This is a genomic window from Mesorhizobium sophorae, assembly GCF_002270415.1.
Taxonomy (GTDB): Bacteria; Pseudomonadota; Alphaproteobacteria; order Rhizobiales; family Rhizobiaceae; genus Mesorhizobium; species Mesorhizobium sophorae.
Genome location: NZ_NNRI01000006.1, coordinates 57,426 through 76,170, shown reverse-complemented (window position 1 = coordinate 76,170; position 18,745 = coordinate 57,426). Strand labels below are relative to the sequence as shown.

Below are 18,745 nucleotides of genomic sequence, written 5' to 3'. Positions count from 1 at the left end.
CGGAGCAGTCCAGACATTTTTGGCGTATCGCCTGCAGGATCGCAGTCTTGGTGGTCATGGCCTTGTCTCGATCCGCTCAAGCTTTGCCTCGGCGAAGCTCTGACAGTCGCCTTCCAGCACCGCTGCCTGGCCGGTGAAGGCCTGCCAGCGCAGCACGGAGACGTCGACATAGGTTGGGTTGAGTTCGATCGCGTGGCAGGAGCGTCCCGTCATCTCGGCAGCGATGATGGTGGTGCCCGATCCACAGAACGGTTCGTAGACGGCCTGGCCCGGCGAAGAATTGTTCTCGATGGGACGTCGCATGCACTCGACAGGCTTCTGCGTGCCGTGGCCTGTGTCGGACTTTCGGTGCGGGATGGCCCAGACTGTGGTCTGCTTGCGGTCACCAGCCCAATGGCCCTTCTTACCCTTCCTGACGGCGTACCAGGCTGGCTCGTGCTGCCAGTGATAATCGCCGCGGCCGATAACCAAACGGGTCTTGTCCCAGATGATTTGCGAGCGAACAGCGAAGCCGCTGGCCTCGAGACTGACGGCGACTGTGGTGGCATGGAGGGCGCCATGCCAGACGTACATGACATCGCCAGGGAACTGTGCCCATGCCTCGCGCCAATCGGCACGATCGTCGTTGAGAACAGTGCCCTTGGCGAGGTTGGCGCCGTCGCCAAAACGTTCTCGCCAGGCCGGATCGTAGCTGACGCCATAAGGCGGATCCGAAACCAGCAGATGCGGTTTGACGCCGGCCAGCACGCGCTCGACGTCGGCAGTGTTGGTGCTGTCGCCGCAGATCAGCCGATGCTTTCCGAGCAGCCAGACATCGCCTGGCAGGGCGGTCGGCTTCTCAGGCGGCTCGGGAACATTGTCGGGATCGGTCAGGCCCGAATTGGTAGTGCTAGTGAGCGCCGCGATCTCGATCTCGTCGAACCCCGTTAGCGACAGATCAAAGCCAAGTCCACCGAGATCGGCGAGTTCGAGGCCGAGCAGTTCAGTGTCCCAGCCTGCATTGAGCGCCAGCTTGTTGTCGGCAATCACCAGGGCCCGTTTCTGCGCCTCGGTGAGGCCGGCAAGCTCGATGACCGGGACTTCGCCCATCCCGAGTTTGCGTGCCGCCAGCAGGCGCCCGTGACCGGCTATGATGCCGTTGTTGCCATCGACGAGGATCGGGTTCGTCCAGCCGAACTCACGGATCGACGCCGCGATCTGCGCGACTTGAGCATCGGAATGGGTGCGGGCATTTTTGGCGAACGGGATCAGAGCCGCGGCAGGACGGTACTCCACAGCGAGAGGAAGAGCGCCATTCTCGATGTGGTCAACCGAGTCCAAGCATCTTGGAGTGTGGGACCCAGAGAGAGACGTCTCGTCGTTGTTGAAGTTCTGCTTATCATTCCTCATCTCCGACCAACCCTCCTGGCTGCACATCGCTCGAACCGAATGATCGTGTTTGTGTTAAACGGCTTTGGCCAGTCGTCGTCATATTCATGGATGCGCGACATCACTCGTGCGGCAAAAGCTTGCGACCAATCGAGAATGACAGCCGAGTGCCGATCATCGGCCGGCCTATGAGGATCGAGCTCGCGCTTCATGCCGCAAGCTCCTCGTCGGGGGCAGAGTGTGTGTCCTTTTCGGATACTAATATAAGCTTAGATCCTTCTCCTCTTTCTTCACCCGCTACCGCCGGCACCCCGGCACCAAGCAGATAGAGATGGTGGTTGCGGTTCCCGCGAGATTTCTTGTGGCAAACCAGCAGTTCAGCCTCCAAAAGAACTTGGATCGCAGCGTAAATCTGCCGTCGGCCCGCTTTCAGGCGGCCGTTTTCGCGAAGGGCGTCCGGCACGATTGCAAACGGAGCGGCCGGCTGGTGGCCATGCGCGGACACAAGGATGCCATAGAGTAGAAAGGCCAGGCCCTCGCCAAGCCGGGCAAGTTTGTCGAGTGCGGCGCGAGGGATCTGAACAACCGAAGTGGCTTTGGTCCACAGTTCGCCTTGCTCGCGCTTCTCCCAAAACCATTCCGCCAGATTGATGAGACTATCGTTGGAAAATTCCTCTGGCTGTTCAATCTCCCAATCCCGAAACGCGAGGAGGTCGGCAACCATTCCGTCGAAGCTCTCCGCGGCCAGAACAAGCTCACGGGCGCGTCGCTTCAGTGTCGTGTGCCGGATACCGCGCGGATAGCGCCCATTGACCCTCTCGCGTTCGGTCTCGACAGAACCGGCGCCGCGGTCGACGAACGGCGGCAGAACATCCGGAGCGATCAGCCGCCCTTCGGGCCAATACACCACGCCATCGGGACGTTCCGCTTGTGGCCCGACTACGAACTCGTTCTCGCCCGACTTGAAGTCGATGGAGATGCCAGGCAGTCGAATCTGTTTCGGCTTAGCGGGCTGGTTGAGGCGAGAGTACCCGGGCGATCCAAGCATGCGGATATCTCATGAAGCAATCTATCGCAGTCTATTCATCCAGTCGCGAGGGGTACTCAAGAAGGAACTGACGGCACATCTGCGCACCAAACGGCAGATGCGCCTCGCCAAAGGTGCACAGCGCCGGACGGGGCAAGGGCAGATACTCGATATGGTCTCCATCCGCGAGCGTCCCGCTGAGGCTGAGGATCGAGCTATCCCAGGCCATTGGGAGGGTGATCTGCTCACCGGTGCGAACGACACGAACATCGCCACCCTCGTCGAACGACACAGCCGGTTCACGATGCTTGTGAAGTTGACGAGAAGGGACTCGGCCACCGTCGTGGCGGCCCTCGCCAAGCAGATCGGCACATTGCCCGAAGAGCTGCGGCGCTCGTTGACATGGGACCAGGGCAAGGAGATGGCTCGTCACAGGAGCTTCACCGTTGCAACCGATCTACAGGTCTACTTCTGCGATCCGCGCAGTCCCTGGCAGCGCGGCACCAACGAAAATACCAACGGTCTGCTCAGGCAGTACTTCCCGAGAGCAACCAACCTCTCCCGTGTCTCCCAAGCCCAACTCAACGCCGTCGCTCTGCGGCTCAATCAGCGCCCCCGAAAAATCCTGGACTTCGAAACGCCGGCCGATAGGCTACAGAAGGTGTTGCGGTGACCAGTTGAACTCACCGCCGCATCTCGGTCATTCCGTTAGCTATCGCCGCCTCCAGAAGCAGACATCACCGGTTCAGCGGCTTCGCCTCAAATGCTGTCTAATCTCTCAAAACACTCGCCATTTCATCATTGATATGCAGCGCGTTTTTCACGAGCAGACGCTCCGGCATGTCCCTGCGTTTGGAGAAATATTACTGAATGTGGTGAGTTTGGCGAAGGTGTTTGAGGGTCGAAACTACTTCGCAAAATTCATGTGTCCGCCGACGGTTGGCCAGGCTGTTGGTGATTGGAAGACCTTCTACAAGAGATGGTCTATGTTCACGACGGAGCAGATGGATGTTGGCCTCCTAGATCTCGTTGCACCGTTGATCGATGTGTCGGGCGCGGAAGCCTAGCGCCGGCTCATCCGCTGGGCTGGAGCGTGCCGCGCCCATGTGCTACAATGCTGCAGGGTTGGGGAACCCGCCATGGGACGCGTGACACGTCGCAAGCCGGAGGCACTTCAAGCCAGACCGCAGGGCCTGGCTGGCAGGCTGTTTGCCTTTTTCGAGAAGTATGCGATGGCGACCACGATCGCCACGATCTCCGCCATCATAGTCGGCATTGCCGCCCTCCTGGAACTCCACGATCGCTTCGCTCCGGAGCCGCGGATCGAAGATGGACTGCATGTGAAGCTGGACGAGCAGGAGCTTGCGCCGCTGTCCGGGGGCACCATGATCAAGGTCGCCGGGGCCAGGGTCTTCTCGGAGGGCGTGAAGCTTCGCGCCCAGCTCTCGCTCAAGACTCCCGCACCCCGGCTCGCGATCAATTCCATCGCCATCGCGCCGATCGACGATGTGCCGCCCGAGGTCGTGGCGGCCGTGAAAGCCGGCGCCGCCGCGCCCCATCGCGAGGAGGAATCCTGGGCAGGCGCGCGGCCGATAAATACCTATCTCGGCGTCATGAAAGGCGGTGGCACCACGGTCGTCTACAATGACCCGAACGGGCAGTACTTAACCTGTCGGCCCGAGAACCTGCTCGATTGCAAGGGCCGGGCCCAAGTCATCGAGCTCAACCCGACCGACGCAACCTATACCCTGGATCTGTGGCTGCGCTATGCCGACGCCCCGCTCAAGGGTCTCCAGATCATCGCCAAATACACTATCGACGGGGTTGATCATGAAACGCGTTCTGAGCCTCTGTATCTGCACAACTAGCCTACTTGCGGGCGCGACATTGCCGGTCGTTGCCGGCATTGCCGATTGTCCGGTGGTTCGAAGCGAACTGAAGCTCGAGAACCTCGAGCATCTGTTCGACCTGAGGGCGGCATCGCCCTACGGCAGCCCCAACGAGGCGCCCTACGTCAACAATGAGGCGATGGATGAGGAAGGACCGGCCGACCAGATGCTCTGGAACATCTGGGAGCACGACTACCTGACCAATCCCATGGCCGTCGTGCGTTTTGGGGCCGCAGGAAGCGCGACTGAAGTCGACCTGCCGAGCGGCGACCTGATGATGCCAATCGATCGCTGGCCATGCATCCTTGCGCCGGGCGACAATGCCATGCTGAGCGATGGCTTTACCGATCACTCGACCATCATCTACCGTATCGATGCGGACAAGAAGCTGGTGACCTTCATCGATCCGCGGGCCGAAGAGAACTTTCTCCTTTCCAAGAATGCGCTGATGCAGGATTTCGGCGGCCGTTGGTTCGAAGAAGGCGGCCGTAAGCTGTTCTCGATCCCCTTCGACACAATGGACTCGGTTCTGAAGGAAGCGGTTCTCTTCGAGTCGACGGACGGAAAGACAATGATCGACACCGCCGCCGCTCTGGCACCCGGCGTCGAGAGATCTAATCTCTACTATTGGCGCGACGCCGATTTCTTCGCCACAATGGACAACACGCAAGCGAGAGGGGATATCGAATACATCCTCGATCGACAGGCAGGTCCGCTGGTCGGTGCCCTGGGCGACTACATCATGGCGCTTTCCGAGCTCACCGATCAGAAGCCCGGCATGATCGAGGGCTTCGACGATGCCATCCTGGCCTTTCCGCACATCCTGTCGCGCAACCTCAACTTCCGTATCCTCTACGAGCTGTACGGCGCAGGCGAGTACCCGCGCGCCGCCAGTTTCGCGAATTACTATATTAAGGTGCTCGGCTTCAATGCCGACTTTGCGGTGGTCGGGGCCGCCGCCTGCCATGCGATGGGCGACAGCGCCTGTGCGGAGGACCTGCGGACCCAGGCCCGAGCCGACCTCGATCCGCGCCTCAGACGGATGTTTCGGGGCGAGACTTTTGCCGAAGACCGCGCCATGCTCGACCGGCGCGACTACGAGAACGCCAGCATCTACCTGATGCGCCGTCGCTATGAAATGCTCGAGAGCTGGTGACTTTGGGATGCTGCCCTTTCCCCCTGCTGCCTGTTCCCTTTGCGGACGGGCGCGAAGATCCGCCGCCGAAGCCTTCAAATCTAAAAGCGCGTCGCGTCGAAACGGATGCACGCGACGCGCTTTAGGTCCTTGCTTGATGCATGCGCAAAACCGAGGTCTGTGACGGCGGATGCGAGCAACCACCTCATTCTGAGCATATACTGGATACCGAGGGCTGCCTGAAGGTGCTGTGCGAGTTCCTTGAACGCCACGATGTTTTCTTCGTCGCTGTGCATTGCCCGCTTGAAGTGCTGATTAAGCGCGAGAAGCGGCGCGGCGACAGGCCAGAAGGCAGCGCAAAGCGCGACTTCGAGACCATTCATGTCGGCAAGTCCTACGACCTTGAACTGGATACTGGCGATGGCGTGGACGCCAATGTCGATAGGCTCCTTGCAGCTTGGCGATCCACCAAACGCTCTTCGAGTTTTCACTCTCACCAGGTTCGGGCGAAGGTCGGCTAGGGGCAAATCCCGCAGTTCGACGTGCTTGCCGCAGACGGCGACAATGGGGTCGTCATCGGAACGACCGCTTGCTGGTAACTTCGTCACGATAGCGGTCGGGCAGTTGTCGGCCCAGAAACGACGTCGAGCAGTGGCTTGGCGATGTCCGTGTTGGCGCAAGCCGGGCCTAGCGAGCGACAACTTAGTTGTGGTCTTTCTTGACAGGCGAGCGAACCGCAAAACTGCCGCAGCAAGGCTGGCGCTAAGGCATTGATATTGCTGTTGTCAAAACCTGGGGATTTTTGGAGCTACTCCCCAGCTTCGGAGAATGATGGGCATTCAGAGAGCGGTTGGGGCGAGAACGATGTTTCCGCTCTCCCCAGCTTTCGGCCGCACATCCCGCAAACGCTGGGATTTCGGGAAGCCGTGAGGGGACCGGAGAATGGTTTGGACTTTGAAGGTGGTAGAGGGGAGGGCACCGAAAACTAACCTTCTCCGTTTTTTTGTAGAGGCCTTCGACTTCTACGCACGGCAATGGTCGGCGACATGCTGCCAACCCAAGCCACACCGTCGCTTGCAACGACCAGTCGGCCCGGACCGGCGGGAACGTCGCGCTACCTCTCCGACCGCCGTTCCCGCCAATTTCTTCATGCTTTGATTAACCGGCTCGGAGGGACAGCGGCGCAAAGTTAGATTCTCTTGCGCCGCCGCCTCCTCGCCGCAGGTGTCCTGCCGTCGGTCGCAGGAACGGACTGCGAAAACACGTCCCAGTTTCCGTCGGCCGTTCAGCGACTGCGGTTAGATCTTTTTCCTGCGGATTGTTCACATCGATGGTTCGTCCGAGTTGATCTTGCGGCGCTGTGACAAGTATTTGCGCTTAGCTGCCAAGGTTCATAATGTGAGGATCGAGCGGTCCGAAAAGGTGTGTGCCAGTGGTCGAACAGAGTGAAACGGCTGTTCGAAGACTGGCAGCCATACCGACTGCAGCAGGTCTGGCCGCACGCTTGGCCTCTGCTGAACTAGAGCGACGCAACATCGACCCGGCGCGGTTGCTGGCGCGCGCTGGCCTTTCTGCCGCGGCGCTTGATCGGCGCGACAGGATCAGCGTGGTTTCCCAGATTGAATTTCTTGAGTTGGCCGCACACGAAGTCGGAGACGATTTTTTCGGGTTCAGCCTAGCCGAGAAAGTCGATTTGCGCGAATTGAGCATGCTTTACTATGTGGCTGCTTCATCGAACCAACTCGGCGACGCTCTCGGGCGGCTTGAGCGGTACGTGTGCGTGGGTAATGAGGCGCTGGTCGCAAGGATTCACAACGGCACCTTCTGTCGCGTGGGCTTGTCTTATGCGGGGGTGCCGCGTCACCTGGACCGGCATCAGATGGAGTTTTTCACTCTTGTGATGTTGCGACTTTGCCGGCAGCTTGTCGGCCGAAAGCTGGTACCGCTTGCAGCGAGTTTCGTCCACCATAGGTCAGACCATCTGCAGCGGGTACGAAAGCTGTTAGGTTGCGAGGTCGAGTTCGACGCGCATGCGGATGGACTGAGTTTCGACGCTGCATCGATGGACCTCCCCATGGTTGGAGCTGACCCATTTCTGCACGAACTGATGCTAAAGAGCTGCGAGGATGCCATAGTGGTTCGCACTGCCACTGTGAGCCCTTTCCGAACGGTTGTGGAGAACGCCATTGCGCCTTTGCTCCCGCACGCCGAAGCGCAGGCGAAGGCGGTCGCAAAGCAGCTTGGGCTCAGCGAAAGGACGTTCGCCCGCCGTTTGGCAGCAGCAGGGCTGAGCTTTGGAGAAATACTGGACGAACTGCGGCGTGATCTCGCCGTGCGCTATCTCGAAGAACCAAAACTGCAAATTTCGCAAATCGCCTGGCTGCTCGGCTTTCGCCAGCAAAGCGCATTCACCCATGCGTGCCGTCGATGGACTGGGAAAAGCCCTTCAGAGCAGCGGCGGAGTCGCGATAGCGGTTGATGCGATCGCGAACTGCAGATGCCGCGGCGGCACGTCGATCAAAGGGCTGAAAGGCGAAGTGCCACGCGTTCGGCGAATTCGACCTGCAGTAGAGTGGAGCGGAGGCAAGTAAGCCTGCGATCGAGCTCTTAGCTGATCGCAGCACCGGGTCGCTATGTAGGCTCGGCATTCATCACCTTGAACCGGGAGATGCGCGAACGGCTCTGGAAGGGTGTCCAGGACCACGCAGGGGCCGCGCCCAAGGGTATGAAGCGGCCGGCGACGCAATGGGGGTCTAGCCTGGGCTGGTAGGCCGTGTGAAGCATTGCGGGGCGAGGAAGATCTGCGGCACGCATCGCTGCAGGATTTCGGGAGGAAGATTGATGCATTTTTGGTGTGCTAGGATGTGGACTAAGCAAAGCCCGGTCCTTCCATCCTTAGTTTTGGTGGCGCTTCTCGGGGCCTGTGCAGGACGCCCGGAGAATGTGCTGCTTCCGGTATCGGCCATCGCTCCCAACACGTCAAAAGTCGACATGTTGGTGGCAACGATGCGCCGGGCTGACACAACTTCAGGTGAAATGTACTCGGGCGAGCGCGGCAAGGCGTTGAGCTTTGCCAATATTGTCGTTTCCATCCCTCCTGACAAAACTCGCAAAATCGGCGAGGTCGAATGGCCAAAGAAGACGCCGGGCAATCCTGCCACTGATTTTGTGGCAATGAAGGCAGAGCGACTCGATCTTGAGCAGGCCCGCCAATGGGTTCGATCGGACGCCGATGTGACGCCGAAACGCCGCGTCCTCGTGTTCGTACACGGCTTCAATAACCGCTTTGATGATGCTGTCTTTCGGTCCGCCCAAATCGTCCACGATGCCGGCACGCCGATCGTGCCAGTGCTTTTCACCTGGCCCTCGCGTGCCAGCGTTTTCGCCTATGGCTATGATCGGGAGAGCACCAATTTTTCCCGCGACGGATTTGAGCAGGTGTTGAACCTTTTGGCAAAGGATCCATCCGTCGGCGAAATAACAATACTGGCGCATTCCATGGGCAATTGGCTGACGCTGGAGACGCTCCGTCAAATGGCGATACGGGACCGGCGCTTGCCGGCCAAAATCAAGGATGTCATGCTTGCTGCGCCGGATGTCGACGTCGATGTATTCGCCAACGAGATCGACGACATGGGAAGCCCGAGGCCCAATTTCACCTTGTTCGTTTCGCAGGATGATCACGCGCTGGCGATTTCACGCCGTGTTTGGGGCAGCACAGCCAGGCTTGGAGCCATCGATCCGACCAAAGAACCATACAAGACCCAACTTGCCTCGGAACACATTGCAGTTGTTGATCTGACCAAGCGGGAGGGCGACGACAGCCTTAATCACGGCAAGTTCTCAACTAGCCCGGAGTTGGTCCGACTGATCGGCGGACGCCTCGAAGACGGCCAGATCATTGATGATTGGCATGAGGGACTTGGCGACAGGATGTTTAGGGAATCGGCCAACATTGGAATGGCTACGGGCGAGGCTGTCGGGCTTGCTGTTGCGGCACCAGAATCGATCGTCGATCCGACATCGAGACGACACCTTTCCAGCGAAGCGGATGAACTCAAAGGCGTTCTGGGAGATACGGTCACCAACCGATGACAGAGAGGGCTTTAGCCGGCGATGGCGCCGGCGATTAGGCCGGCGCCTTGTGCATCGAAAAAGTGTGCAGCGGTTTTGCGACAACGACATCCATAAAAACAAGACAAGCGCGTCGGACGAATACTTTCAAACGCGGCGCGCTTTAGGGTCGAATGCACGTATGGCGATCATTTCGTGAGGCACTTGCGACCCATTGCCATTGCCTTGTAGGTCCCCCTCAGATCGACGACAAAGGCACCCGCGGTTTGCGCAAGCACGGATCGCGGACCCCGCTCGGCTCGCGCTGGTAGGAGCGGCAAAGGCCCGCTGGGGGCATATCCGACAGGCGGGGGTCATCTCGAAAAAGGGGCCCACATTGGCACCAACGCCGCTGAGCGGTCCCCTTTGGACTACATCACCCTGCGCAATTTCATGGACGCGCAGCAAAACCAGACCGGTCGCATATCGACCGGGGCAGCTGGTGGGCGACATCTGCCGCACAAAAGAAGACCGGCTCGGATGAAATTCAGAGCCAGTCTTCTAGTGGCGAGCCCGTACTTAGTAAGCCGGCTGGTTATGATGTTGGCGATGCCGGTTAACGTGATGATAATGGTGATTGTGATGATGGTGATAGTGGTGATGGTGATGGTGATAGTGATGATGATGCGTCACAGTGCTATGCGTCATCGCTGCATTCGCGCTGCTCGCGCCGATGACCGGCATCGTCAGAGCAAGTGCAACAGCAAGGCCGAGGGCGGACAGGGACTTTTTCATGAGCCATTTCCTTTTTCGCTGGCCGGAGTTGGATCAGGTCGATGACCCGACCCTTGCGACAAAGAATATGGCTCCGGTATTTTTCGGCAGCGTTTCCGGAATGTAGAATTTTGTTTCTGGATTGTGTCTGAGGACGTGCCGGTGTCTGTGGTCCGGTGCGAATCCAGCAGCCTGCTGGCCGTCAGCGCGTGATATCTCCGTGGCCTCTGAGATCGTCGCCTTGCCAGAAGCGGAGCGTGAGGCCAGGTACGCGCAAATCCGCGAAGCCTACGTCGATGCCGCGCGGCAGATGAATGCAGGCACGAAAAGCTCTGGACAGATATGACCGAAAAAATGGTGGAGTGGACCATGGATCTTGTCAGGGTTATCGAATCCGGCGGTGGTGGTGGAGGCGGCAAACGAATGACGCTCGGCCTGCGGGTCTTCTGTTGCCGTCTCTGCCTTGCTGGCTGACTTCGCGGAAGACTACAATTTGCAGAATTCCTTTAACGACAAACTTCTGATTCCATGCGCATCTTTTTGGTTTGTGATGGATGACTAAAATGAAGGCTATCTTGGCGCTGGCTGCATTGATTCTCGCGGCAACCTGTAGCTTGGCAGACGAGCAAAGGGTCGACAAGAAATGGCCGTCAATCATCTACTATGGCAACGGAACGAGCCAAACGGAGAGTGAACGGCTATACGTTGAAGGCGATGGTGGGACCTCGGCAAAACAGCCAATTCAACTCAACAATGGGTCCGAGACGGGCACAGGCTCGCCAGTTCAGCCAGACGGGTACAAGCGCCCACAAATTGTCGTTCAGCCCTCCTATCGAACCGGACGACAATAGCTAGGCCAGCAGCCTCGAAGCGCATTGCCCCCAGAGTCTTCCTCGTCGGCTATTCGAAAGATGGTAAGACGATCTATATCGACCGGCATATGCCCAGCGAATGGGATCTGCTTTGGCTCAAAAGCCGACCGGCTGGTGCGCCACTCCTGCTAAAATTGTGGCCAATTAGACGACGCGTCATGATCTCGGCCTGCCATCAGCGAAGCGGTCACCTGTTTGCAAACACTTGCTGCTCACAAAACAATTGGCCGCCGAGCACCCCCGCGGCCAATTGTGAAACAGTACGATCCTGGGCTTAGAACGGTATCGTCGGCAGGTCCTGGGTGCCTTCGAGCTTGACGGCCTGAAGTTCGTTCGCGTTATAGCCAAGAGCCCGCAGGATGGTGGGAGCGACCTGCGTCGTCTGCACCGGAGCCGGCACCGACCTCGGTTTGACCGAAGGGCCGCTGATAAGAAGCGCTACGTTGCGATCGTTCGCATTGGCGCCACCGTGCTCGGCAATCTTCGAGCCGGATGTGTAGACCACACCCGGATTGACCGTGGCTATGAAGTCCGGTGTACGGCTGTCGGTGGCCGGATCCTGATAGGCGAGAGCGAGCGCGTTCGGCGTCTGGATCTGGGCGATGCCTTCAGCCTTGCTGGATTTCTCGAGATAATCCTGCGCCGCCGCGAGGTTCTTGACCCTGTCTTGCGGTTTGAGCCAGATCAGCGCGGCGTCGTCGGCGATGTGGAAGGCGTAACCCGGCGTCTTCGTGTACGGATCATCGTCCAGTGGCTGGAACGTCGCGGGGTCGATGGGCGACTGGCCATGTTTCGAGGCAAGTATGATCAGCGTCGAGTCGGCGAGATGATTGCCCTTGAGCGCCGCCATCAGTTCGCCGATGGCGCCATCGACATAGGCGAGTTGCCCGGCAAGACCATTGCTAGGCGCGCCGCTGGCATCCAGATAGCCGCCAACCAGACCGGCCTCGTCGCCAGGACCCGCCTTGGGAAGCTTCTGCCCCACGCTCACAGCCTGGAAATTCATGCCGAAAAGCGTGGGGACGGCTGCCGGATGCGAGCCGGTGCTGTCGAGGCCCTTGATTTCGTTGATCACCGCCTTGACCCGCGCTTCGTCAAAGTCGCGCTCGGCCTTGAAGCTGCCCGTCGTCTTGACCTTCGTGCCGGGAATCAAGCTGTCCTGCTCCAAAGCGTAGAGGTCGTCGACGCCCTTGCCGGAAGGTCCGTTCAGCCATTCGTAGGCCGGGTGCTTGTCTGACCAGGCCGTGCGGCCGCCATGAGCCTTCACGATCTCGAAGATGTTGTTCACCCGCACGAAATCATGCGGATAGACCACCGAGCACTTGCCGTTGATCAGCGTCATCGGCAGCTTAGCCGGGTCGATCTGGCTGCGGAAATTGCCTGGTTTGCCGCCAGCATCAAGGCGCGTCGAATCGACATCGATGTTCTCGGCGAAGGCCACCTCGGCACCCGGCTCGCCCTTGCAATCCGAGGCCGGCGCGAAATAGGTGCGGTCGTAACTGTCGTCGTAGAACACGCCCGTCGATTTCGGCGTGCCGCCGGTTACCTGTGCCACGAAGCCAGGAAACGAGTCGGACGGGGCGCTGGTGAGCGCATTCGGATAGAATATCCCCGTGCTGGCGAGCGCGGCGATCGAGCTTTTCGGATTTGCGGCGACATAGTTTGCCAGATCGAGTGCATGGAGCCCGTCGATACTGATGAGCAGTACGTGCTTGTAAGGTGCGGCGTTGGCGCTGGGAACAGACAGCGCGCCCGCCAACGCGGCCAGCGCCAGAGATAGCATTTTCATTGAAGGGTCCTCATGTCGCGGCCCGCGATGGATTAAGAAATAGGCTCGCTGGATCAAGGATAGGTGCTGGCACATGACAGGTTCATGAAAACTCGTTGGCAAAAGACCTTACGGATTGGTAAGCCAGCGGCGATGCACCGGAAAGGTTGCCTCCGCAAGATGTCGGTCACGGGCCGTGGTTTGTCAGGAACTCGCGGCACGCCCATTGTTGAGTCCACGACCTGGAACCGGACGGACGAGAGACCGCGCATGATCGCCGACTGGTGCAAGGCCACCCGAATCCTTCGGGCCGTTGCCTTTGGCTTGCTGATTCCGGGCCTGGCACACGTCTCGGCCGTCGGTCACGCATGGGCGGCGGACGCCGCCATTCCGGTGGTCGCCGATGTGGCGCGCCGCAGCGATGTTCCGGTATCTCTGGTCGGCCTCGGCTCGGTTGCGCCGCTGCGCAGCGTGACCGTGACCAGCCGCATCGACGGCCAGATCATCAAGCTCGACTTCGCCGATGGCCAGGAGGTGCACGCCGGTGACCTGCTTGCCGAGATCGACCCGGAGCCCCTGCAGGCCGCCCTTGCGCAGGCGCAGGCCACCAAGACGCGGGATGACGTGTCGCTTGCGAACGCCAGACTCGATCTTGCCCGTGCGCAGACGCTGAGCACCAAGGGCGTCGGCTCGACTCAGGCGCTGGACACGGCAAAGGCTGCCGTGGCGCAGTTCGAGGCGACCGGCAAGGTCGACCAGGCCGCCGTCGACATCGCGCAGATCCAGTTGCACTTCACGCAGATACGCTCGCCGCTGGACGGCCGCGCTGGTATCCACACGGTCGATGCCGGCGCCATCATCCGCGCCAGCGACACCGGCGGCATCGTCAGGATCAACCAGTTGCACCCCATCGCCGTCGACTTCTCGCTACCGTCCGACGCTCTTCCGCGCATCCAGGCCGTAATGAAGGTCGGCAACGCCCCCGTGGTCGCACATGACAATGGCGGCCAGCAACTGGCCACCGGCCGCCTGAGCGTTGTCGACAACCAGATCAACGGCGCCACCGCGACAATCAGAATACGCGCCGTCTTCGACAATGCCGACGACCGGCTGTGGCCGGGGCAATTCGTCAATGTCCGCGTCCAGGTCGAATTGCAGCGGGGCGTGGTCACGGTCCCGGTGACGGCGATAGTGCGCGGCCCCGACGGGACGTATGCTTTCGTGGTCGGCAAGGACAGGCATATCGTCAAACGGCCGGTGACGGTGGCGTATTCGAATGCCGAGCTTGCTGTCGTCGGCGAGGGCGTTGAGCCCGGCGACACTGTCGTCACCGATGGCCAGTACCGCATCCAGGAAGGAGACCTGGTCGACATCACCAGCCCAGCCCAGGCGGCAAACTAGTGCCATGAACATTTCGTCGCCCTTCATCGTCCGGCCGATCGCCACAACGCTGCTGGCCATCGGCGTGACGCTGGTTGGGCTGGTGGCGTATTTCCTGCTGCCGATCGCCGGCGTGCCGCAAGTCGAAATCCCGACGCTGCAGATCTCGGCCAAGCTGCCGGGGTCGAATGCCGAGACAATGGCGACGACGGTCGCCGCGCCGCTGGAACGGCAGCTGGCGCTGATTTCGGGCGTCACGTCGATCAGTTCGAGCAGTTCGCTCGGGCGCACCTCTATCCAGGTCGAATTCGATCTCGACCGCAGCCTCGACGGCGCCGCGCAGGATGTGCAGACCGCGATCAGCGCCGCCAGCGGCGATTTGCCGAAGGACCTTCCCAGTCCGCCGACCTACGAGAAGGCCAATCCGGCCGACGCGCAGTTGATGTCGATCGCCGTCACCTCCGCCGACCTGCCGATCGACAAGGTCGACGACTATGTCGAGAACTACCTGGCGCTGCAGCTGTCGCGGATCACCGGCGTCGGGCTAGTCGATTTCCATGGCGAGCAGAAATCGGCGGTCCGCGTCCAGGTGAACCCGTCAGCGGCCGCCGAGCTCGGCCTCAGCCTTGAGGATATCCGCGCCGCGATATCCAGCGCCAGCGTCAACGCGCCGAAGGGTACGTTGAACGGCCCCAGGCAGTCGCTGACGCTTGCCGCTACCGACCAGCTCTCGAACGCGGCCTCGTTCAATTCGGTGATCATCGCCTACCGCAACGGCGCGCCGATTCGGGTCAGCGACATCGGCGCGGCAATAGACGGCGTCGAGGATATCAGGCAAGCGGCGTGGCTGGGCAGCCAGCGGGCCGTCATCATCGACGTCCACAAACAGCCCGGCTTCAACATCAACCAGACGGTGCAGTTGATCAAGAACGCGCTGCCGGAGCTCCAGCGCACGCTGCCGCCGTCAGTCAAGATGCAGATCCTGGGCGATCGGACCCAGACGATCCGGGCTTCCGTTTCTGGGGTGCAGTTCACCATGGCGATCAGCATCGGCCTCGTCGTGCTCGTCATCTTCCTGTTCCTGCGGCATGTGCGCGCCACGCTCATTCCCAGCATCACCATCCCGGTGTCGCTGCTGTGCACCTGCGCTTTGATGTATCTGCTCGGCTACACGATCGACAATGTGTCGCTGATGGCGCTGACCATTGCCGTCGGCTTCATCATCGACGACGCCATCGTCATGGTGGAAAACATCATCCGCCATATCGAGAATGGCGACGCGCCGCTGCAGGCCGCACTTAGCGGATCGCGCGAGATCGGGTTCACCATCATCTCGATGACGCTGTCGCTGGTCGCCGTCTTCATTCCGCTGCTTTTGATGGGCGGCCTGATCGGCCGGCTGTTCCGTGAGTTCGCAGTCGCCGTCAGCATCGCCATCATGATGTCGGGGCTGATTTCGCTGACGCTGACGCCGATGATGTGTGGCTGGCTGTTGAAGCCGACCGACCGAAGTGCCCGCGAGAACATCGCCTCGCGGGCGCTGGAAGCCGCCTTTGCCGGCATGCTGCACGTCTATGAGGCCGGTTTGCGCTGGGTGCTGCGCCACAAGCCGGTGATGCTGCTGTTCATGGCGGCGACGCTCGGCGCCACCGTGTATCTCTACCAGGTCATTCCCAAAGGGTTTTTCCCGCAGCAGGACAACGGCACCATTTCGGGCAGTTCCGAGGCGGCGCAGGACATCTCCTACGACGCCATGGTGCAGCGCCAGCATGAACTGGCCACAGTGGTCACCGCCGACCCCGACGTGCAGACGGTCTACTATTGGGTCGGCGCCAACCCGACCGTCAACAGCGGCCGGCTGATGATTGACCTCAAGCCACTGAGCGAGCGCCATGCGACGGCGACGCAAGTGATCAATCGCCTGCGCAAGGCGGCGGCCAAGGTCGAGGGCATCGCGCTGTTTGGCCAGGCGCGCCAGGACGTGCAGATAGGCGCGCGTGTCAGCAAGACGCAGTACCAGTACACGCTGCAGGATCCCGACGTGAACGAGCTGTTCAAATGGGCGCCGATCATGCTGGCAAAATTGCGGACCTTGCCCGAACTGCAGGACGTGACCGGGGACCTGCAGACGAGCGCGCCGAGGATGACGCTGAAGATCGACCGCGACCTGATTGGCCAACTCGGGATCACTCCGCAGGCCGTCGACGACACGCTCTACGATGCCTTCGGCCAGCGGCAGGTGGCGACGATCTTCACCCAGCTCGACCAGCATCATGTTGTGCTGGAACTGCAGCGGCGCTTCCAGGAGGACGCCTCGGCGCTGGCGCACCTGTTCGTGCGCTCTGGCACAAGCGGGCAGATGGTGCCGCTGTCGGCGCTGGCTCACTACGAAACGTCGGTGTCGCCGCTGGCGATCAACCATCAGGACCAGTTTCCGGCGGTGACGCTGTCGTTCAACCTGGCGGCGGCCCATTCTCTTGGCGATGCGATCACTGCGATCCAGAAGCTTGAACAGTCGATGATCATGCCGCCGGCGTTGACGACGCGTTATCAGGGGTCGGCCAAAGTCTTCCAGTCGTCGCTGGCCAACCAGCCCTATCTGATCCTGGCGGCGATCATCGCGGTCTATATCGTGCTCGGCATCCTCTATGAGAGCTTCGTGCACCCGATCACCATCCTGTCGACGCTGCCGTCGGCCGGCGTCGGCGCCTTCCTGGCGCTGATGGCGCTCGGCTATGACTTTTCGCTGATCGCGCTCATCGGCGTCATTCTGCTCGTCGGCATCGTCAAGAAGAACGCGATTATGATGATCGACTTTGCCCTCGATGGCGAGCGACGACGGCACTTGTCGGCGGAAGACGCGATCTACGAGGCCTGCATTCTTCGGTTCCGGCCGATCATGATGACGACGATGGCGGCACTGCTCGGCGGGCTGCCGCTGGCGCTCGGCAGCGGCGCGGGTTCCGAGCTTCGCCGGCCACTCGGCATCGCCATCGTCGGCGGTTTGCTGCTGTCGCAGTTCCTGACGCTCTACACCACGCCCGTGGTCTATATCTATCTCAGCCGGTTCAGCCATCTCAGATGGTTCTGGCGCCGCAAGGCCGATCCCGAAATCGTTGTGGCGCCTGTCCGGGCGCCGACGTGGAGTCTCCCGCAACCCAGCGGCGGATCTCCAGTAAGAAGCCTTCATGCGAAGCAGCGACGAAATGGGCTTCTATCAAGGGCAAAACCGGGCTGAGGGATCGGCTCGTTCTAGCAGGAAGGGCGATGTGATCACTGCCGTGAACTGAGCGCCTCCAACGACGTTCCCAAGGCAGGGGCGCAAGGCGGTGCTGATGCAGATCGCCCGCGATCCGCCGCCGCTTCGTCGCGCTCCTCTCGACAAGGGTTTAGAAGCGCAAAGTGTGATGCATGTTTGGAACTATGAATGGCTTCCAAAACCTTACGCTTTTGTATGGTGCTAGCAATGTGGCCTTAAACGATCCCATGTACCGTTGGAGCTGTCGCGAGATGTCCATTCAAAGGTGGAGTTCTGTGGCAGGGACGGGAGAATGGAGTTGCGGCATTGTCCGACGGCCCGACGCCCCGGAAAGGTCAAACGCCATGGCGCTCAGCCGACGCGAATTGATGCTTTATGGCGCCACAGGGCTGGTCTCGGCTGTCTTCTCGACCGGCGGCGTCGCCAAGGTCCAGCCGCCGCTAAACGGCGGCCCTCCGCTGACAAGCAAGGCCTACTACATCCAGTGGATGCAGAAGAATCGCGGTGAGGCTGCCAATTTCCTGGGGCAGCGCTGGGACCGTTTCGAACAATTGATTGCCCACAAGGACGTCTGGGACGACCGCAACAAGCGCGCCTATCTGCTGACCCCGCGCGAGCGCTTCGTCACCAAGGCGAACATCGCGCGCGCCTATGAAGGGCACTATCTCGACATCGGCTATGGCGTGACCATCACCGGCCCGCACACCGTTGCCCGCATGACCAACTCCATCGATGTGCGCCCAGGTGACAAGGTGCTGGAGATCGGCACCGGCTCCGGATATCAGTCCGCCTATCTCTCCTACCTCACCGACAAGGTGTATTCGATCGAGATCATCAAGCCGCTGGCCGCTCGCACGCGCGGCATCTACGACGGGCTCATCGCCGACGGCTACACCGAATACCAGCATATCTCAACCCACACCGGCGACGGCTATTACGGTCTGAAGGAGGAGGCGCCGTTCGACCGGATCATTGTCACCTGCGGCATCGACCACATCCCGCCGCCCTTGCTGCAGCAGCTGCGGCCGAACGGCATCATGGTCATCCCTGTCGGGCCGCCCGGCGTCCAGCATGTGCTGAAGGTCACCAAGAAACAAGCTGCCGATGGAAGCTTTACCGTCGCGCGCTCGGACATCTATCAAGGCGGGACCTTGTCCTTCGTGCCATTCACCAAACTTGGCCAGTCCGGCATCGTCGGGACCCACAATGGCGACTAAGCG

The 18,745-nt window shown here is 60.5% G+C and carries 13 protein-coding genes and 1 pseudogene; 10 read left to right on the top strand and 4 right to left on the bottom strand.

Features of this window, described 5'->3' with window-relative positions; genetic code table 11:
* Positions 1–54: 54 nt before the first annotated feature.
* Positions 55–1,320, bottom strand: a complete 1,266-nt coding sequence (locus CGZ66_RS04230) for a site-specific DNA-methyltransferase (RefSeq protein ID WP_245331013.1) — start codon at positions 1,318–1,320, stop codon at positions 55–57.
* Positions 1,321–1,576: 256 nt separating this feature from the next.
* On the bottom strand, positions 1,577–2,416 hold the full coding sequence (locus tag CGZ66_RS04225) for a hypothetical protein (protein ID WP_167391980.1): 840 nt from the start codon (positions 2,414–2,416) through the stop codon (positions 1,577–1,579).
* Between CGZ66_RS04225 and CGZ66_RS04220 the strand changes: the two are divergent.
* The 4 genes and pseudogenes from CGZ66_RS04220 to CGZ66_RS04205 all read left to right on the top strand — a co-directional run.
* Positions 2,373–3,068, top strand: a pseudogene (locus CGZ66_RS04220) (IS30 family transposase); the annotation flags it as partial. The gene CGZ66_RS04225 and the pseudogene CGZ66_RS04220 overlap by 44 nt on opposite strands.
* A 4-nt stretch (positions 3,069–3,072) precedes the next feature.
* Complete coding sequence (locus tag CGZ66_RS04215; RefSeq protein WP_143748667.1) at positions 3,073–3,462, top strand: hypothetical protein; 390 nt, start codon at positions 3,073–3,075, stop codon at positions 3,460–3,462.
* 72 nt (positions 3,463–3,534) lie between these two features.
* On the top strand, positions 3,535–4,263 hold the full coding sequence (locus CGZ66_RS04210) for a hypothetical protein (RefSeq protein ID WP_095081906.1): 729 nt from the start codon (positions 3,535–3,537) through the stop codon (positions 4,261–4,263).
* Positions 4,226–5,440 carry a hypothetical protein gene (locus tag CGZ66_RS04205; protein ID WP_143748666.1) on the top strand — a complete coding sequence of 405 codons (1,215 nt, stop codon included), beginning with the start codon at positions 4,226–4,228 and terminating at the stop codon, positions 5,438–5,440. The genes CGZ66_RS04210 and CGZ66_RS04205 overlap by 38 nt, the downstream gene beginning before the upstream one ends.
* A gap of 80 nt (positions 5,441–5,520) precedes the next feature.
* Here CGZ66_RS04205 and CGZ66_RS41670 read toward each other — a convergent pair whose 3' ends face one another.
* Entirely contained in the window at positions 5,521–6,027 is a 507-nt protein-coding gene (locus CGZ66_RS41670) for a hypothetical protein (RefSeq protein ID WP_425352262.1), read from the bottom strand.
* Between the two features lie 824 nt (positions 6,028–6,851).
* Between CGZ66_RS41670 and CGZ66_RS04195 the strand changes: the two genes are divergently transcribed.
* From CGZ66_RS04195 to CGZ66_RS39765, 3 genes are all read left to right on the top strand, one after another.
* Positions 6,852–7,898, top strand: a complete 1,047-nt coding sequence (locus CGZ66_RS04195; protein ID WP_095081904.1) for an AraC family transcriptional regulator — start codon at positions 6,852–6,854, stop codon at positions 7,896–7,898.
* Positions 7,899–8,362: 464 nt separating this feature from the next.
* Complete coding sequence (locus CGZ66_RS04185) at positions 8,363–9,514, top strand: alpha/beta hydrolase (protein WP_245331011.1); 1,152 nt, start codon at positions 8,363–8,365, stop codon at positions 9,512–9,514.
* 384 nt (positions 9,515–9,898) lie between these two features.
* Positions 9,899–10,312 carry a hypothetical protein gene (locus CGZ66_RS39765; protein ID WP_167391988.1) on the top strand — a complete coding sequence of 138 codons (414 nt, stop codon included), beginning with the start codon at positions 9,899–9,901 and terminating at the stop codon, positions 10,310–10,312.
* Positions 10,313–11,392: 1,080 nt separating this feature from the next.
* Here CGZ66_RS39765 and CGZ66_RS04170 read toward each other — a convergent pair.
* Positions 11,393–12,907, bottom strand: coding sequence for an alkaline phosphatase family protein (locus CGZ66_RS04170; RefSeq protein WP_095081896.1), 1,515 nt, complete (start codon positions 12,905–12,907; stop codon positions 11,393–11,395).
* 249 nt (positions 12,908–13,156) lie between these two features.
* Here CGZ66_RS04170 and CGZ66_RS04165 point away from each other — a divergent pair, with 249 nt between their 5' ends.
* The 3 genes from CGZ66_RS04165 (at position 13,157) to CGZ66_RS04155 (ending at position 18,742) form a co-directional block, all read left to right on the top strand.
* Positions 13,157–14,287: an efflux RND transporter periplasmic adaptor subunit gene (locus CGZ66_RS04165; RefSeq protein WP_167391987.1), complete on the top strand. Its 1,131-nt coding sequence runs from the start codon at positions 13,157–13,159 to the stop codon at positions 14,285–14,287.
* Between the two features lie 4 nt (positions 14,288–14,291).
* Positions 14,292–17,504, top strand: coding sequence for an efflux RND transporter permease subunit (locus CGZ66_RS04160; RefSeq protein ID WP_095081892.1), 3,213 nt, complete (start codon positions 14,292–14,294; stop codon positions 17,502–17,504).
* A 365-nt stretch (positions 17,505–17,869) separates the two neighbouring features.
* Positions 17,870–18,742: a protein-L-isoaspartate O-methyltransferase family protein gene (locus tag CGZ66_RS04155; protein WP_206073670.1), complete on the top strand. Its 873-nt coding sequence runs from the start codon at positions 17,870–17,872 to the stop codon at positions 18,740–18,742.
* Positions 18,743–18,745 lie beyond the last annotated feature (3 nt).